Here is a 25,375-nt window from a genome sequence, read left to right as displayed (position 1 = left end):
CGGGCGCGCGCGGCCCGGCTCCACACCAGCCACGCATCCCTGCGCGGGGCGGCGGGCCCCCCGCTGCCGGCGTCGCACGAAGACGTCACCGACGGCACGCCTCGCCTGCTCGGCAACAGCGAGGCGCTGCGCGACGCGCAAAAGCAGATCGGCCGCGCCGCCGCCACGGACTCGACCGTGCTGATCACGGGCGAAACCGGCACCGGCAAGGAAGTCGCGGCGCGCGTCCTGCACGACGCATCACGGCGCCGGCATGCGCCGTTCGTCGCGATCAACTGCGCGGCGATTCCCGCCGAACTTCTGGAGAGCGAACTATTCGGCCACACGCGCGGAGCTTTCACCGGCGCGGTGACGCAGCGCGCCGGGCGCATCGTCGAGGCGAACGGCGGCACGCTGTTTCTCGATGAAATCGGCGACCTGCCGTTGCCGATGCAAGCCAAGCTGCTGCGTGTGATTCAGGAGCGCACGCTAACGCCGGTGGGCAGCAACACGAGCGTCTCAATCGATGTGCGGATCGTGGCCGCGACGCACCGCGACCTCGCGGCGGAAGTCGCGGCGCGCGCGTTCCGCGAGGATCTGTTCTACCGCCTCAACGTGATTCCAATTCATCTGCCGCCGTTGCGCGATCGTCCCGACGATATTCTTCCGCTGGCCGCGCACTTTCTCGTCGCCGCCGCCAGCCTGGCCGGTCCCGCGCGGACCTTGAGCGGCGATGCCGAGCGGCGCCTGCTCGCGCACGCGTGGCCCGGCAACGTGCGCGAGTTGAAGAACGCGATGGAGCGTGTCGCCGCGCTGGCACGCGGCCCGCTCGTGACCGCCGACGATCTGGCGTTTCTCACCGCGCCGCGCGTCGGCGTGAGCGAGATTCCCGCCGCGCTGCTCGATCTGCCGCTGCCGCAATCGATCGAATGGCTGGAACGCGCCGCGATAGAACGCGCGTTGCAGCAGAGCGCGGGCAATCGCGCGGAAGCGGCGCGCCGCCTCGGCATCAGCCGTCAGTCGCTCTATACGAAAATCGCCGCGTACAAGCTCGGTTGACGCGCTTGCCGGTGTCCAACTGACTGACACCCGACGTCCACCCAGGCGACAGTGCCAACCGGACGGCACGGCGGAAAGCCTTACGCGACAATGCATAACGGCATGGCATAGCGGTTGCAAAGACTCCTGTACGACATTGCAGTCGAAGGAGTCCGACAATGAAGCGTTTCAACCCGATCGCACGCGCGGCGGCCGCGCTCGCCGTCATCGCCGCGACGGCAGCTTGCGCGGCGCAAACCGCGCCGCCGCCTCAGCAAGGCGCACCGATGCCGCCGCCTGCGCCGAACGCCGGCGCACCGATGCCACCGCCGCCGCCCTCCGGCGCGGCTTCGCGTGATGGCATTCCCACGAGTGCGAGCGGCGTGGTCCAGCGCTATGTGATCAATCCGGAAGGCGATGTCGACGGCATGCTGCTCGCCGACAACACGCTCGTCCGGTTCCCGCCGCATATCGGCACTCAGGTGGCCGCCACCTTTGCGCCGGGCGCCACGGTCAACGTGAACGGCGTCGCGCAACCAGGCGGGACGCTGCGCGCCAGCCAGATCGCCGACGCGGACAACGGCCGCAGCATCGTCGATCGACCGCCGCCGGCCGATGCCCGGCGTCTGCCGAAGTCGCTCGCCGGCGTCGGGCTCGTCAAGCTGGATGCCACGGGTCGCGTGCTGCGCGTCACCAGCGCGCCGCGCGGCGAACCCGACGGCGTGCTCCTCACCGACGGCACCGTGATCAAGCTGACGCCGTCCGCGGCCGCGCGCTTCGCGAACCTGTTGCAGCCGGGCGCGACGATCGCGGCGCAAGGCTACGGCACGCGCAACCGCTATGGCGAATCGCTGCAAGCCACCGCCTTCGGCACACCCGGCAACCTCACGGTGCTGTACGACAACCCGCCCAGGTAATCCCGACTCATCACTCGAACAAAGGAGTTTCACCATGCATTGGATCGACCCTGCCTGCCTGCCGGAAACGCGCGGCAAAGTCGTGCTGTTCCTGCTCAATCCGCACGGCGACGCCGACGGCTTCATTCTTCAGCACGCCGACGGCACGCAGCGGCAGGTGCATGTCCCGCCGCATCTGGGCAAACAGATCGTGCGTCATATCGCGCCGGGCGACACGGTACGCGTACGCGGTGTCAAACCGCGCGGCGCCGATCTGATCGCTGCCGTCTCGCTGACGAGCCGCCATGGCATTGAGATCCTCGACGAAGGCCCGTTGCCTCACGAACACGGCCCGAAACATGAACACGGCCACGGCCGTGAGCACGACGGCGAACCGATGGACGTGCAAGGCGAAGTCGTCATGCCGCTCTACGGACCGAAGGGCGAATTGCGCGGCGCGTTGCTGGAAGACGGCACGTCGCTGCGCATGCCGCCGCATGCCGCGGCCGAACTCGTCGCGTATCTGACGCCGGGCGTGCATGTGCAGGCGTGGGGCCGCGGCGTGAAAAACCGGACAGGTTGCACGGTGGACGTACATGACATCGCCGAACTGGTCGATGAGGAAGCTGGGTCGGAGGCTTGAACGCGTAGCGCCCGGCATTCACGGTGCCGGGCGCCGCTATCGTCGAACGACGGCGGAAGCGGTCACGCGCACAGCGGCTTCCTGAACCTCGATCACTTCGACGTCACCACGTGCCCCCTCGATGACGCCAATGACGCCGCCACGCACACCGCTGAAAACGGCGGCCCGTTCAGGATGACGGTGATCCGGCCATAAGCAGCGCGGATTCACGCATTCGCGCACCGCTCATCACGGATGGTTGTACATCGCATTCCAATCCGCCGCGGGGACAGGCGCACGTCCCGCGTCCGACGAACCGCTCGCGGTGCCACCGAAACCTGTCGCCGCGTGCCGTGACGCCACCCGCGCTTCGGCGGCCTGAATATCGGCCGGATAGTTCGGATCTTCGCCGCGGGCCGGGTTATAGCCGGCCTGTTCGAGTTCGATCAACTCCGCACGCACTTGCGCACGGGTCACAGGCGAATTCGATTGAGCGAACACGGCAACCGGTGCTGCAAGGGCAGCGGCAACCACAACGGCTTGAATAAGGGACTTCATGACGACGACCTCCAGACTTCGCTTTGTTCTGCTACGAACAGCCCTGTTCGTAATTCAGTGACGACAGTCTAGAAAGGTGGGCGCTTGAGAATAAGAGCCGTCCGTGGAGAGGATTGTTCTCGAATGTGGATAGACCGCGGATAGGCCCGCCCTACCTCGAGCGGACCGGCAGGTTCGGCGAAGCAACGCGTCCGCACGCAACGGGAACGAATTTCGTTGCACTCGTGAAGACACGATCAGTCGCGTCGTCTACCTCGAATCGAGGCGTTCAACAAACCGCAAATTCACGCAGATTCCAATTCCCCGCGCTATTGCGCTCGCCTTCAATCCGATTGCTATTGCCATTGCGCACGGACGGCAAAGAACACTTTGCGGCCGGCTATCAGCATGACCTTCAGCGGCAAGGTCGGCGCCACGCCCTTCGACCGCTTTACGTGACACTTGCCATCTTGCTAGAGATATGATCTCCTACCACTTACCAAATATTTCACCGTCGAGTTGTTAGCTGCCACGCTCTGCGCGGCACGCTGCATTATTGTCCGATTCGGGAGATATGCCATCGGCATAGGTGTACGAGTGACCGATAGCGGCGCGCGGCGGTGACCGCGTGGCGTAGCTGTCAGGTCGGCGGCGTTCGCTCGATTTATGTTGTCTGACGACATATGACTATTGTTGAGGGTTGACGTCACGCTCAGCAGACAGGACAAGTCACCGTGGCTTTGCCCACGGTTGCATAGCGTCGAATCCGGCCTATGAAAAATGCATTTGTTTTTACTTATCAAAGGAGAAGAAAAGACAAGTAATAGGTAACCAAAAATGTGAATCACGCATCAATCAAATAAATCCGGAGACAACATGCTTTCACCAGGAAAAACTTCGTTTGCGTTTGCGCTCAGTACGCTCACCGCTCTGCTCGTCACCGCTTGCGGTGGCAGCGTCAACGACAACCCCGGCGGTCCAGCCACGAACGATCCGTCGAAAGGCGGGGCCATCTCTCTTCACGGCATTGTCTACGGCGCGTCGGACACGAGCGTGCCGGCGGGTGCCGGCGTTCCCATCACCATGATGGGACAGATGAGAGCGCTCTTCGACCTCATCAAGAAAGCGCCTGATTTCACACAAGTGGTGATGGACCTTGGCGACGGCAGCCCCGTTCATGTGCTGGATACCAACACGGGGGATAAATTCCTGCCGGGTAAGCTGGCGCTCGGCTTGTCGTACATATTGATCGATATGAAAACGAAGGGCGATCCGAAATACGCGGACTATCTTGCGACGTACCAGAAAATAACGGCCGCAATGATGACGCAGATGAACGGCGCCGATTACGTGTATGCGAATACCTCCTGGGGCGAATACTACTATCTCGTTGCGCTGAATAATTTCAAAGCGCACGGCATGCTCAATGAAGTCTTCAGTGACGCCATGCTGACCACGCTGCAAAATCGCCTGACCTTCTGCGACATGTTCGGCGCGGACGCAAGCGGCAAAACGAATACGTGCCCGGCGGCAGGCGTGCCGATCGACGTTGCATCGCTCAATACGGCTCAAAACTACTACGCGGTTTCCTACGGCATTGCGGGCTTGCGACAAAAACTCGGCTGGAGCAATCCGGGTTTCTCGTCGAAAACCGACCCAGCCGTGGCATCGATGGGCGCGCGCGATGCGCTTCTGTACACGCTCACCAATCACATTCGAAACGATTCCTCCGGCGGCTTTTCCGACGAAGCTTCGAATACCCACACCACGTACTACGATCAGGCGCGCTTTGACCGATACAGCACGCTGCTGATCGGCGAAGTGACGGAGCGAACGCTGGAAATGGGCAACGAGGCCAATCTGACGCCGGAGCTGAAATCGTATCTGCGCAAATCGGTCGATCTGATTCTTCCGCAACTCAATGCCGATGGCCAGGGTTTCAACTACGGGCGATCCATCGGGCCATACGGCGATTCGGCCTTCATGGAAGTCCTGACGGCGGCGGCGAATGCAGGTGTACTGACCGCGCAGGAAATGCAGGTCGCCTATTCGTTTATCTACAAGGCGGCGTATCGCTTCGACACGTTCTGGTACGACCCGACGCTGCCTACGCCGTCAGTGAATATGTGGGTGAAAGGCCGCGGAACCGATACGTATCGCGGCAAACCTCGTGTCATGGGTGAGAATTTCAGCCTGCTGCACCAGTACATGTACGTGAATGCGTGGTGGGACAAGCTGGGGTTCGGCAGCAAGGCGCCCATGTCCGACACTGATCTGCAAGCGTGGCTGGATGCAAGACCGCATTACACGCTGACCTGGTACAACTTGCCGGGCGATACCGCTCATCCGTACAGCGCGGCGCTCGTTACGGTGCGCGACGGCAAACGCGTCATCAATCTCAACCTGAGCCAGGCGCCCGATTACAACTCGTACACGCCGTATTACCCGACACCGTTCTCCGACAAGCTGATCTACGGAACAACGGATCTGGGCTACGCGTTGTTGATTCCGCAGGTTACGTATAACGGGAAGACCTACATTCCGGTCACGTACTACAAAAATCTGAGTGTCCAGGAAAACAACGGCCAGGTTGTGGTGTCGTTCGACACGGCCAAATTCAGGCAAGCCGCCAAGAACGCAACGTACGCCACGGACATCGACCTGCAAGTGCATACGGTGTTGACGTTCGATCATGGCTCGATGACCCGGACCGATACGCTAAGCTCCGCCACGCTGACCGGCAACATGGCGGTCGAGACGGATTTCACGTCGTTTGCGGACTTCGGGAACACTACGGCGAATAGCGATGGGTTCTCGGTCAAGTACGCGAATAGCAGTGCGACCAGCTATGGGACCACGGGTTTCGACAGTTGCGCGCTGTCCAACTTCGAGATGGCAGCCGGCGTCACCAATCCGTTGTCCACCACGCCGATTGGGCAGTTGCATTCGAAGTTCGCTTGTACGACGCTTCCCTTTGCGCTGACGGCGGGTAGTCAACGCACGTTGGGCTGGACGCTGAAGTACGCCGATCCGAGCTGATCTCGCGGACGTGCCGGCCTTCCTGCGAGGGCCGGCAAATATGCACGCTATCGGCGCGGGAAAACACACGGATGCATCTTCACATACAGATTTGGATTCCCGCAGCGATGGCCGGCGTAGTCGATCTGCTCGCCTGGCGCGAGGTCAGTCGGCACGGGCACCTTTTGCGTGGTAGCCGGCTTATTAGAGGAAGCCGCCGGCCTGCCGCCACGGCTTGCACATCCGGCGAGGGCTGCGGCAAGGATCACCATCAGGGCAGATTTCAGCAGTAACTCTCGCACGTTCGCCGCCTCGTCATTCGTGGAAGAAGATGAGTCATCCTGCTCCACGAAGGTCGCCGCCAGCATCACGCGAATATGACACAAATCTCATGCAAGCGGCCCTCCTTGCCGCTTCGTCGATGCCGCCTGTTCTGACATTTTTCTCATGTTTCGGTCACGATGGCACACCGCTCGCGCCTCATAGTGGACACACGAATCGCCAACCGGCGGTCGCCACAAAGGAGGTTTCAACATGAATGCTGCCAGGCTCTTCGCACTCTCAGTCGCTGCCATGACGATGCTCGGCGCGATCTCACAAGCCACGCAAGCGCAAGGCAAGTCTCGCGCGCAGGTGAACCAGGAACTCGTTCAGGCCCAGCACGACGGCGTGATTCCGTCCAGCAAGACGCAGTACCCGCCGGATGCCAACACGATTGCCCGGAACAAGCAACTGCACGCGGTTTCGCGGCATGCCGGCGAAACGAAGCCCTCGATGGACCGTCATGACAGCCTCGCTGCAAATTAGCGATGCGCGCCGCCGGAAGCGACCTCTCCGGCGGCACGCTTGCGCCCGTTGCTCGTGAACGCGGCGCCCTCAATCTTTGTGTACGGCGCCGTTAGTCACGGGCATCTTGAAGCCATTAGTCGAACATTCGCGCCGGGGAAATTGCAACCAGAATCGGGTACGGACACGAGGCCGGCTTTCGCACCCGCACTGTCCCGCATGGCTGTTCATGATCGACTTCACGATGGCAAGACCCAACCCCGTGCCCGACGCCGAACCGTGCCGCGAAGGATCGACACGATAGAACCGCTCGAATATGCATTCTAGATGGCGGGCTTCGATGCCCGCTCCCGAGTCCGACACGCTCAGCGTGGTCGAGTCCGGCTCTTGCTTGCAGTCGATAGCAATGGTGCTGCCTTGCGGCGCCTGCACCAGCGCGTTCGACAGCAGGTTGCTGAGCGCGCGTTGAAAGAGCAGCAGATCGGCCTGCACGGTGCCCTCGCCCGTCACTTCGATCCTGACCTGCGCATCTTCGGCCACGGTCTCGTAGTAGCCGGCGACGCGTTCGGCCTCCGCGACCGCGTCGAGCGAACGCAAGGACAACGGCGCGTCAGGCTGATCGGAGCGCGCGAGGAAAAGCATATCCTCGATCATGCGCGACAGCCGCTGATACTCGTCCACGCTCGATTCGATCACGTCCCGGTAGTCTTCCGCGCTCCGACGTTGTGACAACGCTACTTGAGCAGCGGCGAGCAGATTGGTGAGCGGCGTGCGCATGTCGTGCGCAAGGTTGGAGGAGAATTGGCTCAGCCGGGTGAACGATTCGTCGAGCCGCGCCAGCATGCCGTTAAAGGCGTGCTCCAGTTCCTTCAACTCGCCCGACGCCTCCAGTTCGGGCAAGGGAAGCGCCAGACGGCTTGTCGACATCTCCTCTGCCCGAGCCACCAGCCTGCGCAGCGGAAGCAGGCCCAGCATGGCGATGCCGTACGCAAACGCGGCGGCGAGCACCACGCCTAATACTTCGATGACCACCGCGGTGTACGCAAACGCGCGCAACAAAGCCCGATCACTGGTTCTATCGTACTGAACGGCGACGCGCACCGGCGGCCCGATTCCGTCATTGAGCGGCACGCTTTCCACCAGGTATCGAAGATTCGAACCGGCGCGCGTGAGATCCACGGCCGCACCGCTCGCCCCGGTTGCGGGAATCGGCGCGTAGGGCCGAAACCCCGAGGTGCTCGACAGGCGCTGCCCCGTCGTATCGTAGATGGCGAGCGCCAGGTTCGGGTGCCCATGCAACAGGTCGATCCACGTCTCCGCATTGCCGGCAATGCCATCGGTGTTCGGAATCCCGGCCAGATGCGTGCGCAACGTCGCCATCGTGCCGGCCATATGCTCGATCGAGCTCGATTCGAGGCGGCTGCGCAGCGCCTCATACAGTGCAAAGCCGCTCAGCGCGAGGATCGCCGACGTCGACAGGACGATGAGAGCAGTGAGCCTCGCCCGCAGCGTTCGCGGCACCACGCGCCGGATCAATTGCCGCCGCCGCGGTTTTCCAGCACATACCCCATGCCTCTCACGGTATGAATGAGCTTGGGATCGTAGGCGTCGTCGACCTTGGAGCGCAGGCGCCTGATTGCCGAATCCACGACGTTCGTATCGCTATTGAAGTTCATGTCCCACACCTGCGAGGCGATCGTCGCACGGGGCAGGATTTCGCCTTCCTTGCGCATGAGCAGCCACAGCAACGTGAACTCCTTGGCTGTCAGCAGGATCACGTCGCCCTGACGGGTCGCCTTGCGCCGCGTCAGATCCAGTTCAAGATCCGCGACCTTCAGCGAGGTGGATTCACGTGGCTTGCCGCGCCGCAGGATCGACCGCACGCGAGCGATCAACTCGACGAAGTCGAACGGTTTCGCGAGATAGTCGTCGGCGCCGAGTTCCAGGCCCTTGACGCGATCGTCCACATCGTCGCGCGCGGTGAGAAACAGCACGGGCGTGGGCCGCGTGCGGCGAAGGTTTTGCAGCAGCGTCCAACCGTCCTGTCCCGGCAGCATCACGTCGAGGATCAGCAGGTCATAGTCTTCCGTCTCCGCCTGATGCTGGCCCGTGACCCCGTCTTCCGCCCAATCGACAACGTATCCCGCCTCCGACAGACCCTTGCGAAGATAGGCGCCGGTCTTCGGCTCGTCTTCCACTAACAAAATCCGCATTCACACTACCTCGAAAAAATGCCGAACCGGCGCAGTAACTGGCCGGGCGAAGTCTTCGCCAGCCGGCTCAATGCAACAGCGCGCCATGACGACGAATGAGCGGCCCGGTACAGCACGGGCAATACCAGCAGCGTCAGCGCCGTGGACGACAGGATGCCCCCAATGACCACCGTTGCCAGCGGCCGCTGCACTTCCGAGCCCGTGCCGGTGGCGAAGGCCATCGGCAGAAAGCCGAGCGACGCGACGAGCGCCGTCATCAGGACGGGCCGCAGCCGCGTCAGGGCGCCCTCACGGACGGCCGCGTCCAGTTCCGAGCCTTCCTCGCGCAGATTCCTGATGAAGGAAATCATGACGAGCCCGTTCAGCACCGCGACACCCGACAGCGCGATGAAACCGACCGCCGCCGTAATGGAAAGCGGAATATCCCTCAACCACAGCGACAGCACGCCGCCGCTCAACGCGAACGGAATGCCCGTGAACACCAGCAAGCCATCCTTAGCATTATTAAACATGATGAACAGCAGGACAAACACCATGAACAACGAAAGCGGCACGACCAGCTTCAGGCGCTCGCTCGCGCTTTGCAACTGCTCGAACTGTCCGCCCCACGACAACCAGTAACCCGAGGGCACCTGAACGTCCTGACGGATCTGCTCGCGCGCGTCCGCCACGAAAGAGCCGACATCGCGTCCGCGCACATTCGCGCTCACCACGACGCGCCGTTTGCCGTCTTCGCGGCTGATCTGGTTGGGACCGGGAGCGACGTCGACCGTGGCCAGCTCGGCGAGCGGCACATAAGGCGCCTGCGCGAGCGGCACGCTGCCGTTCACCGGCGCGGGAAACGGCAGCGCAATCGGCAGGCGCTTGATCGCTTCGATATCCGAGCGAAGTTCGTCCGGCAAGCGCACGACGATATCAAAGCGCCGGTCGCCCTGAAACAGCGTGCCGCTTTTCTGGCCGCCGACGGCGGCCGCGACCGTGTCCTGAATGTCACCCATCGTGACGCCGTAGCGCGCCAGCTTGTCCCGGTCCACGTTGATGGTGAGAACCGGCAAACCGCTGGTTTGTTCCATCTTCACCTCCGAAGCGCCCGGCACTTTCTGCAATGCCGCCGCGATCTTCTCGCCCGTGCCGCTGAGCACCGCCATGTCGTCGCCGAAGAGTTTCACTGCCACATCGCTGCGTACACCGGAAATCAATTCGTTGAAGCGCAGTTGAATCGGCTGCGAGAACTCGTAGCTATTGCCTGGCAGTTCCGCGAGCACCGCTTCGATTTCCTCGACGAGTTTGTCGCGCGACTTGTTCGGGTCCGGCCACTTGTCCGTCGGCTTGAGCATGATGTAGCCATCGGACAGATTGGGCGGCATCGGATCCGCCGCGATTTCCGCCGTCCCCGTGCGGGCAAACACGCGCTCGATTTCCGGGAACCGTTGCTTCAACGTTTTCTCAATAGACTTTTGCATGCTGACCGATTGGGACAGACTCGTGCCCGGAATGCGCAAGGCGGCGACGGCCAGGTCGCCCTCGTTCAGACTCGGAACGAACTCGCTGCCCAGGCGCGCCGCCAGACCGATACTCAGTGTGACGATCAGGGCCGCGCCGGCGAACACGCGTTTCGGGCGCGTCATGAAAACGGTGAGCAGCGGTTCATAGGCTCGCCTCGCCCAGCCCATCAAACGGTTTTCCTTTTCTTCGACGCGCTTGCCGATAAACAGCGCCACCGCGGCGGGGATGAAGGTGACCGTCAACACCATCGCGGCAGCCAGCGCCATCACGACCGTGACCGCCATCGGGTGAAACATTTTCGCCTCGACGCCGGTGAGCGCGAAGATCGGCAGATAGACCACCATGATGATCAGTTGACCGAATATCAGCGCGCGCCGCGCTTCCTGCGACGCGCCGAAGACTTCGGCGAAACGCTCCTCGCGGGTCAACGGCCGGCCGGCGAGCGTCTGCGCGTGAGCAAGACGCCTCACGCAGTTTTCGACGATCACCACCGCGCCGTCGACGATGATCCCGAAGTCGAGCGCGCCCAGACTCATGAGGTTGGCGCTCACCTTCGCATTGACCATGCCGGTGAAGGTCATCAGCATCGACAGCGGAATGACGAGCGCCGTGATCAGCGCCGCGCGCATGTTGCCGAGAAAGAGGAACAGCACGACGATCACGAGCACTGCTCCTTCGAGCAGGTTCTTCTTCACCGTCTGCACGGCTTTTTCGACCAGCACGGTGCGGTCGTAAACGGGAATCGCGCGCACGCCCTGCGGCAATGTGCGGTTGACCTCCTCCATCCTGACGGAGACCGCCTTGGCAACGGTGCGGCTGTTCTCTCCGATCAGCATGAACACGGTGCCGAGCACGACCTCTTCGCCATTCGACGTCGCGGCGCCCGTCCGCAATTCACGGCCGATGTCCACCTGCCCGACGTCCTTGATGCGAACCGGCACGCCGCCCACGTTGGTCAGCACGACATTGGCGATGTCTTCGACCGAGCGGGCCTGGCCGGGTACCCGCACGAGATATTGCTCGCCGCGTTTTTCGATGTAGCCCGCGCCGACATTGGCATTGTTACGGTCGATCGCGCGCACCACGTCCGCGAGCGTCAAGCCGTAGGACATGAGCTTGGCGGGATTCGGCGCGACCCGGAACTCCTTCACGAAGCCACCGATGGAATTCACCTCGGTAACACCGGGCACGTTGCGAAGCTGAGGCTTGACGACCCAGTCCTGAAGCTCGCGCAAATCCACGGGCGTATAGCGGGTTCCGTCCGGCTTGACAGCCGACGCGTCGGCTTCCACCGTCCACAGGTAAATCTCGCCGAGGCCCGTGGAGGTCGGCCCCATCGCCGGCGTCGCGCCGGGCGGCAGCTTGTCCCTGGCTTCCTGAATCCGTTCGTTGACGAGTTGACGCGCGAAATAGATGTCGGTGCCGTCCTTGAAGATCACCGTGACCTGAGAGAGGCCGTAGCGGGAGATGGAACGCGTCTGCGCCAGATTGGGAAGACCGGCCATCGCGGTCTCCACCGGATACGTGATGCGTTGCTCGGCTTCGAGCGGTGAATAGCCCGGCGCCGAGGTATTGATTTGCACCTGAACGTTGGTGATGTCGGGCACCGCGTCGATGGGCAGCTTCTGATAGCTGTACACGCCCCATCCCGCGACCGCGGCAATGGCCAGCATGACCAGCCAGCGGTGCGCGATGGCGAAGCGAATCAGTCTTTCAAACATGCGGAGGGTCCTTGGAAACCGAGGCTCGGGAAAGCGGTCTGCTTAGGGCAGGCATGGCAGGTCATGGCAGGTTCATGGCGTCGGGGCGTCAATGTTCCTCGGCACTGCCTTTCCCGAGTTCGGCCTTGAGGACGAAACTGTTCGCGGCGGCATACGTCTGTCCCGGCCGAAGTCCTTTCATCACTTCGACGACCTTGTCGTCACGGCGTCCAGTTTCAACGGCCTGAGCGACGAAGCCTTTGGGCGACTGCACGAAGACGGCGGGCGCGCCGTCGATCTCCTGCAGCGCGTCGCTCGCCACCGCGAGCGGCACGCTTTGTTTGCCGGCGTCCACCGACACATTGACGAACATGCCCGGCCGCCACGCGCCGTCGGGATTCGGTAGCACCACGCGCGCCGGCGCGGTGCGGGTTTGCTCGCCGAGCAGCGCGCCGACGTAGGCAATCGGACCGCTCGACTTCGAGTCGAACGCGGTGGCGCTGACCGTGGCTTCGCGGCCGACACGCACATCGTTCAGACGCTGTGCCGGCACCGCCATCTCGGCCCACACGGTCGAGAGGTCCGAGAGAACGAACACCTTGGCGTCCGCCGCGATCGACTCACCGGGCGTCGCGTGCTTCTCGACCAGTGTTCCGGCAAACGGCGCGCGCAATTCGTAACGGTTCAAGGCGCCGGCCGATGGCGGGGCATTCAGCGCGGCAAGCTTCGCGCGGGCGTTCTGCGTGGCGATCTCGGCTTCGCGCAACTGCACCTGCGCCTGGAGATAGTCCTGCTCGGCCGAGATGCGCTCCTGCCAGAGCGTCTTTTCGCGTTCGTACGACGTTCGAGCGGCTGCGAGCCGGCGCTCCGCGCTCAGCAGTTCACTTCGTCGATCCGCAAGATCGGTGCTGGCGATGACCGCCAGCACCTGCCCTTTCGCGACTTTCTCGCCGATCGAAACATTGACTCGTTCGACGATGCCCGCCACGCGCGGCACGACGTGGGCCGTGCGATCCTCATTGAATCTGATCTCACCGGGAAGCTGGAACGTCGTGAGAATCCGCGCGGGACCGACGCGGTCGAGGCGAATCTGAGCCGCCTCGATTTGCGCCGCGCTGAGCGCGATTGCACCATCGGCCCGCGAAAACACGAACGATGCGGATTGTCCGCGCCACTTGAGATGAATGAATGCGTCGAAGACGTGGGGCTTCGCGATCGGTTCGGCGGACGTCAGCTTCTGACCCGCCGACGCGAATCGCAATGGCTGCATCGAACCGTCGTAACGCGTAATGGAAGCCGACACGGTCATGTCCTTGTCAGCGGGCTTGCCGTCGACGAAAGGATAGACGACGAGCCGCGCGTCCCCCGGCTTCTCGGACAGCACGACTTCGACGGCCAGCGCACCGTCTCTGAACACGGTGCCGCCATGCTGGCCGGGCGAACCTGGCGCGGTTGCCGATGCTTCGACGGCGCCCGAACCACCTCCGGCATTCGACGACACTCGCGTCAACGCGAACACGGCGAGCGCGGCGCTCACGCCGCTGAGGGCCAACACAGTGGCGACGATGAGTTTTCTGCGCAGCATGAAAATTCCTTCAAGGTAGACGGGGCGTGCTGTTGCGAAGCGGGACGCCGACAAGCCGGCCGATTTCGGCGTAGGCCAGGTGCGCATCGGTCAATGCCTGGACGTATTGCGACTGGCCCTGAAACAGCGTGCGCTGCGCATCCAGGACATCGAGAAAGCCAAACTTGCCGAGCTCATAACCGCGCGACATTGCGTCGAGCGCCTCGCGCGCGGCCGGCAGGACATCGGTTTTCAGGCGCCGCGCCTCCAGGCTCGATCGCTCGTAATTGGCGTACGCCTGAGTCAACTCCAGTTGCAGGCGCGCCTTTTCACTGTCGAAGTCGGCGCTTGCCTTCTCGGCTTTGTGGACGGATTCGAGCAGCGCGCCCTTGTTGGTGTCGAAAAGCGGAAGCGGAATGGAGATGCCGACCACGGCCTGGTTGTCGGGCACCCCGCCGGTCACGACCCGCTTCATGCCCGCGCTGAACGTGATATCCGGAATGCGCTTCGCGCGCTCGACGGCAATGGCGGCATTGCTCCGCAGCGTCTCGGCCTTCGCGGCGCGCGCGAGCGGTGCGTCGGACAACTGAGGCAACAGTTCGGCAAGCGGCTCGATCGCCGGCACGCTTTCGATATCGCCCGCCACGGGGCGTCCTCGCACGAGCGGACTGCCTGTCACGTTGGCAAGCTTTTCCGCGGCAATGGTCAACCGCGAGGCCGCATTGCCCTGCTCGATCTGAACGCTGGTGGCGGCGACCCGCGCTTTGGTCGCCTCCACCGGCGACACCTTGCCCGCGCGCGCGTTTCTCCGCCAGCTCCGCGGATCTCGTCGCGATGTCGGCCGATTCACGCGCGACCTGCAACTGGCGCTGAGCCGCGAGCATTGCGTAAAACGCGGCAATGACGTCTGAGCGCAGGGCCGCGCCGCGCGCATCGAGCGACGCGAGCGCCACTTCGCGTCCATAGGAGGCGACGTCGAGCCGCGCCTGGCGCTTGCCGCCGAGTTCGACGGTCTGATTGACGAGCGCCGTCGATGTGCGCTCCGTGCGGCCGAACCCCTCCTGCAGCAGCGAGATCTGCGGATTGGGCCGGGCGCCCGCCTGCATGAACGCGCCGCGCGATGCATCGGCGTCGGCGCGGGCGCCGCGCAGCAGCGGGTTGTTCTCGGCGGCGATGCCGAGCGCCTCATCGAGCGGCAAGGCGGCGCCGTCGAACGGCGCGGCCTGTTGTGCAGTCGATGGCGAAGACCGATTGCCTTCCACGAGAGGCGCATCGGCTTGCGCAAAGGCTGGATTCACCGCAGCGATCGCAAGTACGGCAGCAAGGTTGCGGGTGAGCATGGAGGCGTGATGTGTTGACAAGGTGCGACCGATGCTACGGCGCTGCCGCAGTGCCAACATGGCAGAAGAATGAGATTTCTGTCATCTTCGGCGGCCGGCGCGGGCAGTAGCAGCGGTACAACGGAGCGTCACGGCTAAAAAACGCCAGCCTTGTCATAATGATCGCCCCACCCCCAACCCAGCCCACTCCACGGAGCCCCACAATGAATCATCCAACCGCGCAGCCCTCTGCCACCACTGTTCGCCGCGTCGCCTTTCTCGGCCTCGGCGTGATGGGCTATCCCATGGCCGGCCATCTCGCGAAAGCGGGCCTCGACGTGACCGTGTACAACCGCACGGCGTCGAAGGCGCAGCAATGGGTATCCGAGTACGGCGGCCGCGCCGCGAACACGCCGCGTGAAGCGGCAAACGGCGCCGACCTGATTCTCGCGTGCGTCGGCAACGACGACGACCTGCGCAGCATCACGCTCGGCGATGACGGTGCGTTCGCGGGCATGGCGCCCAACACCGCGTTCGTCGATCACACGACGGCGTCGGCGAACGTCGCGCGCGAACTAGCGGAAGTCGCGAGCCAGAAGGGTCTGCACTTCATCGACGCGCCCGTGTCGGGCGGCGAGTCCGGCGCGCAGAACGGCAAGCTGACGATCATGTGCGGCGGCGAGGCCGGCGTCTTCGAGCAGGCATCACCGGTCCTTGCGCACTACGCCGCGGCCGTCACGCTGATCGGTGCCGTTGGCGCCGGGCAACTGGCGAAGATGGTCAACCAGATCTGCATCGCCGGCATGGTGCAGGGATTGTCCGAGGCGATCAACTTCGGCCAGCTCGCGGGCCTCGACATGCCGCTGGTGCTGCAAGTGATCGGCAAGGGTGCGGCGGCCAGCTGGCAGATGGACAATCGCGGCAAGACCATGATCGACGGCAAGTTCGACTACGGCTTTGCCGTCGACTGGATGCGCAAGGACCTCGGATTCTGTCTCGACGAAGCGAAGCGCAATGGCGCGTCGTTGCCGGTGACGGCGCTGGTCGATCAGTTCTATGCCGACGTGCAGGCGCTCGGCGGCAAGCGATTCGACACATCGAGCCTGATCTGGCGTTTGCGGGCGCTCAAGGCGGCGAAATAACAGCGGCGGGCGCTGCATACGCGCCCGCCTTGCGTGACTTGCGTCACTTACGTCATTTGCGCCACTTGTGTCACTCGCATCACTTGCGCCACCGCAACGGCCGGCGCAAGTGATGGCGCTCCAGCCGCACTGCGGCCCCCGCGTGCAGGAATGACGGCATGCCGCCCATTTCCACGCCAGCGGCGCGCTCGCGCTCTTCATCGGCCTCGACGGTCTTGCTGGTGTCGATGAAGAGCGCCGCCAGCATACCGACCGCGAGCAGGCCCGCGGAGATATTGAACGGCACGTTGTAGCTGCCGGTCTTCTCGATCAGATAGCCGAACACCACCGGCGATACCATGCCCGCTACGCCGAAACCTGTGTTCATCATGCCGCCGGCCGTGCCCGCATACTTGCCGGCGATGTCGAGCGGCAACGTCCACAGGACAGGGTTGGTGATTTCAAGGAAGAAGAACGAAGCCGACAGGAACCACACCGCCGTGAGCGGATCGGTGGCGGACACCATCGGCAGCAGAAACACCAGCGAGCCGCCCATGCCCACCACCAGCACCGCGCAGCGTGCGAAGCGCAAGCGGCCCGTGATCTTGAAGAGCTTGTCCGATACGACGCCACCGAGCGTGTCGCCGACCACGCCCGCGAGCAGCGGCAGCGCGGTGAAGAGCGCCAGCTGCTTGAGATCGAATCCGCGCGACTCGCGCAGATAGGACGGCAACCAGGTCAGATAGACCCACAGCAACCAGCCATAGCAGAAGTCGACGAACGTGACGAGCCACATCCGCCGCACCAGTTTGCGCCACGGCGTAGCCGCATGTTTGGCGCGGTCGCAATCGCCGGCGCGATAGCCGATCTCCGCGGTTTCCTCGGCCGTGATGCGCCGGTTCTGTTCCGGCGAATTGGTGAACACGAAGAGGTAGAGCACGGTCCACGCGAGGCTCGCGATGCCGAGCAGGATGAACGCGTCGCGCCAACCGCCGGTCGCCACCACGGCCAGCACGAGCGGCGGCGTGATCGCGCCGCCCAGACGCGCGAAGCTGTGCGTGATGCCTTGCGCGAAGCCGCGCTCGGCGACCGGCATCCAGTAGGTAAAGGCGCGCGTCGCGGTAGGAAACGCGCCGCCTTCGCCGACGCCGAGCGCGAAGCGCATCACGACCAGCATGGTGACGCTGCCCGCGAAACCGGTGGCGAGGGTGGCCACGCCCCAGATCAGCGACAGCACGGTGAGCACCAGTTTCGGTCCGTACTTGTCGGCGAGCCAGCCACCGATGATCTGCATCGCCGCATACGGATAAGCAAAGGCCGAGAACACCAGGCCGAGCTGAACGGTCGTGAGTCCCATCTCGTGACGAATCAACGGGCCGGCCACCGCAATGTTCACGCGATCGATGTACGAAATGAAGTACATCAGGCACATGACCGCCAGGATGATATGGCGTGTCTTGACACGCCGGATACGCGTTTCCATGCTGTCTCCTGTCTATTTTATGTATCGACGACGGCCGCGAGCGGCCGCCCGATTTACCGGACTGCAACTGCCTGCCTGTCTCCGCCCGCGCCCTGCCCGCTCGCGGGCGGCGTCGCGTCAGGTGGACACCAGCTTGAGCCGCTGCACCTTGCCGGAAGGTCCGCGCGGCAGTTCGTCGACGAAACGGAATTCTTTCGGCGTCTTGTAGCGCCCGAGTTCGCGCACGCAGTGCTCGCGCAGATCGGCCGGGTCGGGTGCGCTGCGTCCCTCGCTCGTGCGCGGCACCACGAAAGCGACGATCTCCTGGCCGTATGCCGGATCGGGCACACCAACCGCCGCAGCATCCAGCACACCGGGATGGCGCAACAAGGCTTCGTCGATTTCGCGCGGCGCAATGTTCTCGCCACCCTTGATGATCAATTCCTTGGCGCGGCCGTTGATATAGAAGTAGCCGTCCTCGTCGCGATAACCAAGGTCGCCGGTGCGCAACCAGCCGTCCGGCGTAAAGGCGGCGGCTGTCTCCTCGGGCCGCTTGTAATAGCCGCCCATCACCTGCTCGCCGCGCAACACCAGCTCGCCGCATTCGTTGGCGGCGCATTCGCGCCCTTCGCGGTCGATCACGCGGGCCTCGCCGCCCGAAGGCAGACCGATGCTGCCGACGCGCCGCCGGTCCATTTCGTACGGATTGCTAAAAACCGGTGCGGCGGTTTCCGTCATGCCCATGGTTTCGATCACGCCGATCCCGAAACGCGCCTCGAACGCGCGATGATGATCGGCGGGCAATGCCGCCGACGCGCTGCGGCAAAACTTCAGCGCCGACAGATCGTAGGTGCACGCTTCGTCGGCATTGAGCAGATAGGCGACGATCGTCGGCACCACGTTGATCCATGTGCAGGCATGAAGCGCGACGTCGCGCCAGAACGTGCGGGCGGAGAAGCGCGATGTCATGACCGCGGAGCCGCCGTGAAACAGCGGCGCGAGCAGCGTCACGACCAGGCCGTTGATGTGATAGAGCGGCAGCGACGCGAGCACGCGATCGTCCGACGTCAGCCGGTGTTCAGCGCTGACGTTGCGCGCGTTCGCCATTAGATTGCGATGCGTCAGCAGGACGCCTTTCGGCGTGCCTGTCGTGCCCGAGGTGTACATCAGCAATGCGACGTCGTTTGCCGTAGGTTCATGCGCCGTTGCGGCATCCGCCGTGTGCCGCGGTACGCTGCGTGCAGTGGACGCGGGCGCAGCGCCATGTGCCGCGGCTTCGGCTAAAGCAGGTTCACGCTTCGCCAGCGAAGGCGGTTCGGCATCGGCCGGTTCGGTCTGGATCAACGCGATCTCGCGCGTCAAGCCGGCGGCGCGCAATTCGGCAACGGCCGTGCCGATCACAGCCTGCGTGTCATGCGCGGCGAAGATCATCCGCGTATCGGAATGGTCGACGATATAGCGCACCTGTGAGGGCTGGCACAAGAGATTGAGCGGATTGGCGACCAGCCCGCTGTACATGGCCGCGAGCAACAGACGGGCCGTCTGAATTCCGTTGCCCATGAACACGGAAATGACATCGCCCGGCCGCAGGCCGGCATCTCTGAAGCCTGTCTCAAGCACGCGGCAGTCGTCGCGCAGCTCGCGAAACGTCAACACCGTAGCGCGCCGATCAAGGACGGGCGTCTCGTCGTCGTCGAGCGCGGCCAGCAGGAAAGGCTTGTCAGGATGCAGCGCGGCGCGCTCGTCGATCAGCGCGCGAAGGGTGGCGGGCGTGTTCATCGGCCGTACCTCGCGAAGAAATCGCCGAGTAATTCGTCCGTTTCCGGCACGCGCTCTTCGATCGGATAGGCAACCCGCGTGGTGTTCAGATAGTGGCGGAAGCCCAGATTGCCCGAAAAGTTGTTGCGGCCCCACGTGCCACAGCCCATCGACAGCGAAAACGGCAAGCCGTTATCGAAGTTGCCGCCGGTGGCGAGGCAATGCGCCTGATTCACGATCACGCGCGCAACGGGCAACGTGACGCCAAGCTGAATCGCTTGCGCGGCATCCGTCGAATGCAGTCCGACCGAATGGCCCGCACCCATATATGCGTAGATGTCGCGCACTACTTCGGCTGCGGCATCGAAATCGGCGCCGCGATACACGGCGAGGACTGGCGCGAGTTTCTCGCCGGAAAACGGATAGTCGCTGCCCGCGCCGCTCTCTTCCACCATCAGGAAAGCGGGGTGACGCGCGGCCACTTCATCCAGACCCGCAACGCGGGCGATCACCTCGGCGGATTTCGCCGTGCATTGTTCGGAGAGCTTGCCGTTGACCCACATCACCGCTTGCAAGCGGGCCTTCTGCCCGGCGTCGAGGAGTACTCCGCCGCACGCGGCCAGTTCGGTCAGCATCGGCTGATAGACGGCGTCTTCGATCACGACGCTGTTTTCGGACGAGCAGCTCGTCGCGTTGTCGAAGGTTTTCGAGCGCAGAATCTTGCGCGCCGCATCATGCAGATCGGCGGATGCAGTGACGATCGAAGCGACATTACCCGCGCCCACGCCGAACGCGGGCGTTCCGCTCGCATACGCCATGCGCACGTTCGCCTGCGAGCCGGTGGCCACGACCAGATCGCACTGCCGCATCAGCGCGGCAGTCGCCGCCTTGCTGATCGGCGCGGGCAGCATCTGCACGAGGTCCGGATCGATACCGGCCTTGGCGAATTGCGCGTGAATGAACTCGATCAACAACGCGCAAGACGAGTAACCTTTGGGGGACGGCGCGACGATTACTGCATTGCCGCATTTGAGCGCGTTGATGATCTTGTTGGCCGGCGTCGCCGCCGGATTGGTCGACGGTGTGATCGCCGCCACCACGCCTACCGCGCGCGCGATCTCGACGATACCGCTTGCCCTGTCTTCCGCGATGACGCCGGTGGTCTTCTGTCCGTGCAGGTCGCGCAGCAGGCCGAGCGTTTTGCGATAGTTCTTGCGGAACTTGTCGTCGGCGTTGCCGAGACCCGTATCGTCCACGGCGCGTTCCGCCAGTTGCCGGTTGCGCTCCGGCTCCATGATGGCCCACGCGGCGGCGTCGGCGGCAGCATCGAGCGCCTGTTGTCCTGCATTCTCGAAAGCGCGCTGCGCCACGCGCGCTTTCGCAACGAGCGTGGCGACGATGCGCTCGGCTTCGCCGTCCGCATGATGGCCCGCGATTGCGGCTCCTGTGGCCCTGACGTTCATAGGGATTCGCTCCGTGTGAATAGATCGATTGCAGTGCTATCAATCTAGCCAGCCTCGCCTGACGCGAAGTCCCGTTTTTCGAGCTATCCATTGCAGTGCGCTCGCCAGCATCGGAAAGCGCAAAATTCGGTACTTTCCATAGTCCCGAAAAGCAATGAAGTCGATGCAAAATCAACGCTGTGAATACGCTGGCGAGGGAGTGGGATGTCGACGTCAAACCAGTCGAATGCAGCGGCAGTGCGCGCGTTTCGCGTTCTCGAAACGCTTGCCGAAGCGGGCGGCCCGCTTTCGATGACGGAACTCGTCAATGCGCTCGGCCTGCCCAAGCAGACCGTCCACCGGATCCTCGTGCAATTGATGGACGCGTGGCTCGTCACGCGCGGTGCGGGCGATCGTCTTTACGAATGTTCGCCACGTGTGCGCATGCTCGCGGTCAACGTGTTGATGCACGCGGGACCGGCCGCCGCGCGCCACGTGCTGCTCGAACAACTGGTGGCGAAAATCGGCGAGACCTGCAATCTGACCATGCTGTCAGGCAACGATATCGTCTACGTGGATCGTGTCGAAACCGAGTGGCCGCTGCGCATGCATTTGCAGCCGGGTTCGCATGTGCCGCTGCACTGCTCGGCGAGCGGCAAGCTGCTACTGAGTTTTCTGCCGAAGGACAGACGCGAACGCGTGATCGAGACGCTGCCGCTGCGCGGCTATTCGGAACGCACGATCACCGATCGCGACGCGTTGCGCAAGGAACTGAGCACCACGCGGCGGCGGCTTCTCGCGATCAACAACCAGGAACATCTGCAAGGGCTGATCGCGATTGCGGTGCCTGTCATGCTGGATCGCAATCGCGCCTGCGCGGCGATTGCCGTGCAGGCGCCAGTGGGCAGAGTCACGCTCGACGATCTACTCGCGTTTGTGCCTGATCTGCGCCACGCGGCGGAAGAGACGGCGAAGACGTTTCGGGAATGACGCTGCCTGAAGCCACGGTGGTTTAGCAGCGTGCGCGGCAGTGCGGTCTTCGCCGCGGCGCGCTGTGCGTCACGCGCCGCGCTTCTGCGATTCAAAGCGGGTACAGAATCACGATCGCGCATGCACCACCGCATCGAACGCACCCACCCGCTTCCTCTCTATCGCGCGCACCGACAGCGCCGATATCAAAGCCGAGAACAGCACATACGCGCACACAGTCCATGGCTTACCGCCATTCAACCGCATCAGGATCGTCGCGATGATCGGCGTGAGACCGCTCGCGAAAATACCCGAGAACTGATACACGAACGAGATGCCCGTATAGCGCACTTCGGCGTCGAACAGTTCGGCAAACAATGCCGCCTCCGGGCCGTACACCATCGCGTAGAAAATGCCGAACGGCACCACGATGGCCGCCCAGATCAAGAGCGTGTTGGCCGGCTGCATTTCGATGAGCCAGAAAGCCGGAAACACCGACACGCCGCAAATCAGCGAGCCCCAGAAATAAACGCGCGCGCGGCCGAGCTTGTCGGACAGGCTGCCGAACAGCGGGATGAAGAAGCACATCACGCCGGCCGCGATCATCACGCCGAGCAAGGCGTCGGTGCGGCTCATCGAGACATGCTGCGTGAGGTAGCCGATCGAAAACACCGCGAAGATATTGAAGAACACACCATCGATATAACGCGCGCCCATGCCGAGCACTACGGCGCCGCGATAGCGCGTGATCATGTCGACGAACGGAATCCTGGCCTCGCGCCGGTTGCGTTTGAGCGCGAGGAATTCCGGCGTCTCCATCACCTTGGCGCGAATATACAGGCCGATCAGAACGAGACCGAGCGAGGCGCCGAATGCGATCCGCCAGCCCCACGACAGGAAGGCCGTTTCGGGCAATAAGCGTGACAGGCTCGCAACCATCCCGGATGCGAGGCATAGGCCAATGGAAAGACCAATCTGCGGGAGGCTCGCGTACAGGCCTCGCTTTTCGGGTGGCGCGTACTCATACGCCATCAACACCGCGCCGCCCCATTCGCCGCCGAGCCCGATGCCCTGCAACACGCGCAGCGACAACAACAGGATCGGCGCCCAGATGCCGATCTGCGCATAGGTCGGAACGAACGCGACGCCTGCCGTCGAAATCCCCATGATGATCAGCGTCAGAATCAGCGCGGACTTGCGGCCGATCCGATCGCCGAAATGGCCGAATATCACGCCGCCCAGAGGCCGCGTCACGAAGCCCACTGCAAAGGTCGAATAAGCGAGCAGCGTCGACACGAGCGGATCGCTGGCGGGAAAATAGAGCTTGTTGAAGACGATACCGGCGACCACGCCGTAGAGAAAAAAGTCATACCATTCGACGGTTGCGCCGATCACACTGGCGAACGCAACGCGACGGATAGCGCGGGGATCGATTGCCATAGCAGCAGCTCCTCAATGGACGGCCATGCCATGCATATCGACACGCACGGCTGGCCGGTAACCCCAGTTGTCTCCTCCGGGGCAGTTTATGTGCAGTCTCCGAGGCGTCCATTCGCTGGCCGTCCCGCGACTGCGTATTGCGGCGGATAGTGCCCGCCGTCGTTTTGCACCTGCTACTTCATTTGCTGGATCAAGCGGCCACTTTCGCCGCGGGCGTCGTCGCCACACCTCGATCGACGCCGCTTGCGTCGTGCAGAATCATGTCCGACGCTTTTTCAGCCACCATCACGATCGGCACATTCGTATTACCCGACACGAGCGTTGGCATGATCGAGCAATCGACCACGCGCAGCCCCTGCGTGCCGTACACGCGCAAACGTTCATCGACCACCGCGAGCGGATCGCCCGCCGTTCCCATCTTCGCTGTACCAGAGGGATGGAAAATTGTCTGTCCGTACTCCCGGCAGAAATCGAGCAGTTCGTCGTCGGTCTGCGCGTCCGCGCCCGGCCGCACTTCGCGTTTCATTAGCCCGGCCATCGGCTCGGCCGCCGCGACGCGGCGCGCGAAACGCACCCCGGCGATGGTCGTGCGCCGGTCCAGATCCGTGTCCAGATAGTTGGGCTGAATGGACGGCGCCTCACGCGGATCGGCGCTGCGAATGCGCACCACGCCGCGCGATTCGGGGCGCAGTTGGCAGATCGAGTAAGTGCAGCCGGGAAAGTCGTGGACGTTGCCGCCTGCGGAGTCCGCCGACAACGTCGAGAAATGGAACTGGATATCCGGTGTCGCCGATTCCTCCGGCAACGCCCGGCAGAACATGCCGCCCTGGTTGATGCCGACCGCGAGCGGACCGCTGCGCATCAGCGCCCATTGCAGGCCCATCTTCGCGCGCCCCGTCCACGAGCGCAGTTGGTCGTTGGTCGTGATCGGTTTCGTTACTTCATAGATCAGACGGATTTGCAGATGGTCCTGCAAGTTCTCGCCGACGCCCGCGCGGTTGGCCACCACGGGAATGCCGAACTCGCGCAGTAGCGCCGCCGGTCCCACGCCCGACAGTTGCAGCAATTGCGGAGACTGCAGCGCCCCGGCGGTCAGGATCACTTCGCGATCGGCGCGCACTTCCCGCAGTTCACCGTGTTGGCGATACTGCACGCCGCAGGCGCGCGTGCCTTCGAACAAAATCTTCGAAGCCATCGCGTCGGTTTCCACACGCAGGTTCTGGCGTTGCCGCGCAGGCTTCAGATAAGCGACGGCCGTCGAGCAGCGGAAGCCACGGCGGGTAGTCAACTGATAGTAGCCAACGCCCTCCTGATCGCCCGTGTTGAAGTCATCGATGCTTGCCACGCCTAACGAGTTCGAGGCCGCGATAAACGCGTCGACCAGTTCATGCCGCTGCTTGATCGTCGAGGCCCACAGCGGTCCGTCGACACCGCGCGTCGGCCCTTCGCCCAGCTCGTTGTGTTCCAGCCGCGTGAAGTAAGGCAGGCAGTCTTTCCAGCTCCAGCCGCGATTGCCGAGCCGCGCCCAGTGGTCGTAATCGTCCTTCTGTCCGCGCACATAGATCAGACCGTTGATCGAACTGCTGCCACCCAGCGTGCGGCCGCGCGGCCAATAGAGCCGGCGATTGTGCATGTTCGGATCGGGATCGGTATAGAAGCCCCAGTTGTAGACCGGGTGAAACATCGTCTTGCCATAGCCGATGGGGATATGAATCCACATGAAGCGATCGGCGGGACCGGCTTCGAGTAGGCATACCGAGTAGCGGCCGCCTTCGGAAAGCCGGTTCGCCAGCACGCAACCCGCGGATCCCGCGCCGACGACGACAAAGTCGAATCGGTCTGCCATGTGACCTGTCTCCTGCATGTTTTATAAAAAACGGTATGTTTCGTTGAAATTTATGTTCAGCCCGTTTCCTGTTCAAGAAATTCCCGCTACTATCGGCTCATCTGAAACAGAAACAGCGTTTTTTGTTTCACTTTTAGAAATGACCGGCCGGCTCGCGCG

Annotated in this window: 17 protein-coding genes and 1 pseudogene; 7 read left to right on the top strand and 11 right to left on the bottom strand. The window is 63.3% G+C overall.

Translation table 11 applies throughout. The annotated features are described in order from the left end of the window. From PQR32_RS03930 to PQR32_RS03920, 3 genes are all read left to right on the top strand, one after another. A partial coding sequence (locus PQR32_RS03930) for a sigma-54 interaction domain-containing protein (RefSeq protein ID WP_408222443.1) occupies positions 1-1,038 on the top strand: 1,038 nt, incomplete at its 5' end. A gap of 158 nt (positions 1,039-1,196) precedes the next feature. After that, positions 1,197-1,934 (top strand): hypothetical protein, encoded by a 738-nt coding sequence (locus tag PQR32_RS03925; protein WP_408222441.1) that lies wholly within the window; start codon positions 1,197-1,199, stop codon positions 1,932-1,934. A gap of 34 nt (positions 1,935-1,968) precedes the next feature. After that, on the top strand, positions 1,969-2,556 hold the full coding sequence (locus PQR32_RS03920) for a hypothetical protein (protein ID WP_408222439.1): 588 nt from the start codon (positions 1,969-1,971) through the stop codon (positions 2,554-2,556). A gap of 228 nt (positions 2,557-2,784) precedes the next feature. Here the strand turns inward: PQR32_RS03920 and PQR32_RS03915 are convergent, their stop codons facing one another. Beyond that, positions 2,785-3,093 carry a DUF4148 domain-containing protein gene (locus PQR32_RS03915; RefSeq protein ID WP_408222437.1) on the bottom strand — a complete coding sequence of 103 codons (309 nt, stop codon included), beginning with the start codon at positions 3,091-3,093 and terminating at the stop codon, positions 2,785-2,787. Positions 3,094-3,948: 855 nt separating this feature from the next. Here PQR32_RS03915 and PQR32_RS03910 point away from each other — a divergent pair. Both PQR32_RS03910 and PQR32_RS03905 read left to right on the top strand, forming a co-directional pair. Beyond that, complete coding sequence (locus PQR32_RS03910) at positions 3,949-6,111, top strand: hypothetical protein (RefSeq protein ID WP_408222435.1); 2,163 nt, start codon at positions 3,949-3,951, stop codon at positions 6,109-6,111. A 513-nt stretch (positions 6,112-6,624) separates the two neighbouring features. Further along, positions 6,625-6,897 (top strand): DUF4148 domain-containing protein, encoded by a 273-nt coding sequence (locus tag PQR32_RS03905; protein ID WP_408222433.1) that lies wholly within the window; start codon positions 6,625-6,627, stop codon positions 6,895-6,897. 69 nt (positions 6,898-6,966) lie between these two features. Here PQR32_RS03905 and PQR32_RS03900 read toward each other — a convergent pair whose 3' ends face one another. From PQR32_RS03900 to PQR32_RS03880, 5 genes and pseudogenes are all read right to left on the bottom strand, one after another. Continuing rightward, complete coding sequence (locus PQR32_RS03900) at positions 6,967-8,412, bottom strand: heavy metal sensor histidine kinase (RefSeq protein WP_408222431.1); 1,446 nt, start codon at positions 8,410-8,412, stop codon at positions 6,967-6,969. Then, the gene (irlR, locus tag PQR32_RS03895) at positions 8,409-9,089 is read right to left on the bottom strand and encodes a heavy metal response regulator transcription factor IrlR (protein WP_408222429.1); all 681 of its coding nucleotides are present in this window, start codon (positions 9,087-9,089) and stop codon (positions 8,409-8,411) included. Before irlR ends, PQR32_RS03900 begins: the two co-directional genes overlap by 4 nt. A gap of 5 nt (positions 9,090-9,094) precedes the next feature. Then, the gene (locus PQR32_RS03890; protein ID WP_408222427.1) at positions 9,095-12,316 is read right to left on the bottom strand and encodes an efflux RND transporter permease subunit; all 3,222 of its coding nucleotides are present in this window, start codon (positions 12,314-12,316) and stop codon (positions 9,095-9,097) included. Positions 12,317-12,404: 88 nt separating this feature from the next. Next, complete coding sequence (locus PQR32_RS03885; protein WP_408222425.1) at positions 12,405-13,880, bottom strand: efflux RND transporter periplasmic adaptor subunit; 1,476 nt, start codon at positions 13,878-13,880, stop codon at positions 12,405-12,407. Between the two features lie 10 nt (positions 13,881-13,890). Next, positions 13,891-15,270: pseudogene (locus tag PQR32_RS03880) on the bottom strand (TolC family protein). Between the two features lie 132 nt (positions 15,271-15,402). Here PQR32_RS03880 and PQR32_RS03875 point away from each other — a divergent pair. After that, positions 15,403-16,320, top strand: coding sequence for an NAD(P)-dependent oxidoreductase (locus tag PQR32_RS03875; RefSeq protein WP_408222423.1), 918 nt, complete (start codon positions 15,403-15,405; stop codon positions 16,318-16,320). Between the two features lie 79 nt (positions 16,321-16,399). Here PQR32_RS03875 and PQR32_RS03870 read toward each other — a convergent pair whose 3' ends face one another. From PQR32_RS03870 to sauS, 3 genes are all read right to left on the bottom strand, one after another. Beyond that, the gene (locus tag PQR32_RS03870) at positions 16,400-17,782 is read right to left on the bottom strand and encodes an MFS transporter (protein WP_408222421.1); all 1,383 of its coding nucleotides are present in this window, start codon (positions 17,780-17,782) and stop codon (positions 16,400-16,402) included. A gap of 117 nt (positions 17,783-17,899) precedes the next feature. Further along, a complete protein-coding gene (locus PQR32_RS03865; protein WP_408222419.1) occupies positions 17,900-19,540 on the bottom strand; it encodes an AMP-binding protein in 1,641 nt (546 codons plus the stop codon). After that, positions 19,537-20,982 (bottom strand): acylating sulfoacetaldehyde dehydrogenase, encoded by a 1,446-nt coding sequence (gene sauS / locus PQR32_RS03860; RefSeq protein ID WP_408222417.1) that lies wholly within the window; start codon positions 20,980-20,982, stop codon positions 19,537-19,539. Before sauS ends, PQR32_RS03865 begins: the two co-directional genes overlap by 4 nt. A 204-nt stretch (positions 20,983-21,186) precedes the next feature. Here sauS and PQR32_RS03855 point away from each other — a divergent pair, with 204 nt between their 5' ends. Further along, positions 21,187-21,951, top strand: coding sequence for an IclR family transcriptional regulator (locus tag PQR32_RS03855; protein ID WP_408222415.1), 765 nt, complete (start codon positions 21,187-21,189; stop codon positions 21,949-21,951). A 108-nt stretch (positions 21,952-22,059) separates the two neighbouring features. Here the strand turns inward: PQR32_RS03855 and PQR32_RS03850 are convergent, their stop codons facing one another. Both PQR32_RS03850 and PQR32_RS03845 read right to left on the bottom strand, forming a co-directional pair. Then, positions 22,060-23,370, bottom strand: coding sequence for an MFS transporter (locus PQR32_RS03850; protein ID WP_408222412.1), 1,311 nt, complete (start codon positions 23,368-23,370; stop codon positions 22,060-22,062). Between the two features lie 190 nt (positions 23,371-23,560). Then, the gene (locus PQR32_RS03845; RefSeq protein WP_408222410.1) at positions 23,561-25,216 is read right to left on the bottom strand and encodes a GMC family oxidoreductase; all 1,656 of its coding nucleotides are present in this window, start codon (positions 25,214-25,216) and stop codon (positions 23,561-23,563) included. Between the last annotated feature and the right edge of the window lie 159 nt (positions 25,217-25,375).

Source organism: Paraburkholderia dipogonis (genome assembly GCF_046027395.1).
Lineage (GTDB): Bacteria > Pseudomonadota > Gammaproteobacteria > Burkholderiales > Burkholderiaceae > Paraburkholderia > Paraburkholderia dipogonis_A.
The sequence above is the reverse complement of the archived record's forward strand: the minus strand, read 5'-3'. Positions and strand labels throughout refer to the sequence as shown.

Excerpts from the sequence above, each read along its gene's own strand:
- PQR32_RS03925 (WP_408222441.1), top strand. The coding sequence starts at position 1,197 with ATGAAGCGTTTCAACCCGATCGCACGCGCGGCGGCCGCGCTCGCCGTC.
- PQR32_RS03920 (WP_408222439.1), top strand. The coding sequence starts at position 1,969 with ATGCATTGGATCGACCCTGCCTGCCTGCCGGAAACGCGCGGCAAAGTC.
- PQR32_RS03915 (WP_408222437.1), bottom strand. The coding sequence starts at position 3,093 with ATGAAGTCCCTTATTCAAGCCGTTGTGGTTGCCGCTGCCCTTGCAGCA.
- PQR32_RS03910 (WP_408222435.1), top strand. The coding sequence starts at position 3,949 with ATGCTTTCACCAGGAAAAACTTCGTTTGCGTTTGCGCTCAGTACGCTC.
- PQR32_RS03905 (WP_408222433.1), top strand. The coding sequence starts at position 6,625 with ATGAATGCTGCCAGGCTCTTCGCACTCTCAGTCGCTGCCATGACGATG.
- irlR (WP_408222429.1), bottom strand. The coding sequence starts at position 9,089 with ATGCGGATTTTGTTAGTGGAAGACGAGCCGAAGACCGGCGCCTATCTT.
- PQR32_RS03890 (WP_408222427.1), bottom strand. The coding sequence starts at position 12,316 with ATGTTTGAAAGACTGATTCGCTTCGCCATCGCGCACCGCTGGCTGGTC.
- PQR32_RS03885 (WP_408222425.1), bottom strand. The coding sequence starts at position 13,880 with ATGCTGCGCAGAAAACTCATCGTCGCCACTGTGTTGGCCCTCAGCGGC.
- PQR32_RS03875 (WP_408222423.1), top strand. The coding sequence starts at position 15,403 with ATGAATCATCCAACCGCGCAGCCCTCTGCCACCACTGTTCGCCGCGTC.
- PQR32_RS03870 (WP_408222421.1), bottom strand. The coding sequence starts at position 17,782 with ATGGAAACGCGTATCCGGCGTGTCAAGACACGCCATATCATCCTGGCG.
- PQR32_RS03865 (WP_408222419.1), bottom strand. The coding sequence starts at position 19,540 with ATGAACACGCCCGCCACCCTTCGCGCGCTGATCGACGAGCGCGCCGCG.
- sauS (WP_408222417.1), bottom strand. The coding sequence starts at position 20,982 with ATGAACGTCAGGGCCACAGGAGCCGCAATCGCGGGCCATCATGCGGAC.
- PQR32_RS03855 (WP_408222415.1), top strand. The coding sequence starts at position 21,187 with ATGTCGACGTCAAACCAGTCGAATGCAGCGGCAGTGCGCGCGTTTCGC.
- PQR32_RS03850 (WP_408222412.1), bottom strand. The coding sequence starts at position 23,370 with ATGGCAATCGATCCCCGCGCTATCCGTCGCGTTGCGTTCGCCAGTGTG.
- PQR32_RS03845 (WP_408222410.1), bottom strand. The coding sequence starts at position 25,216 with ATGGCAGACCGATTCGACTTTGTCGTCGTCGGCGCGGGATCCGCGGGT.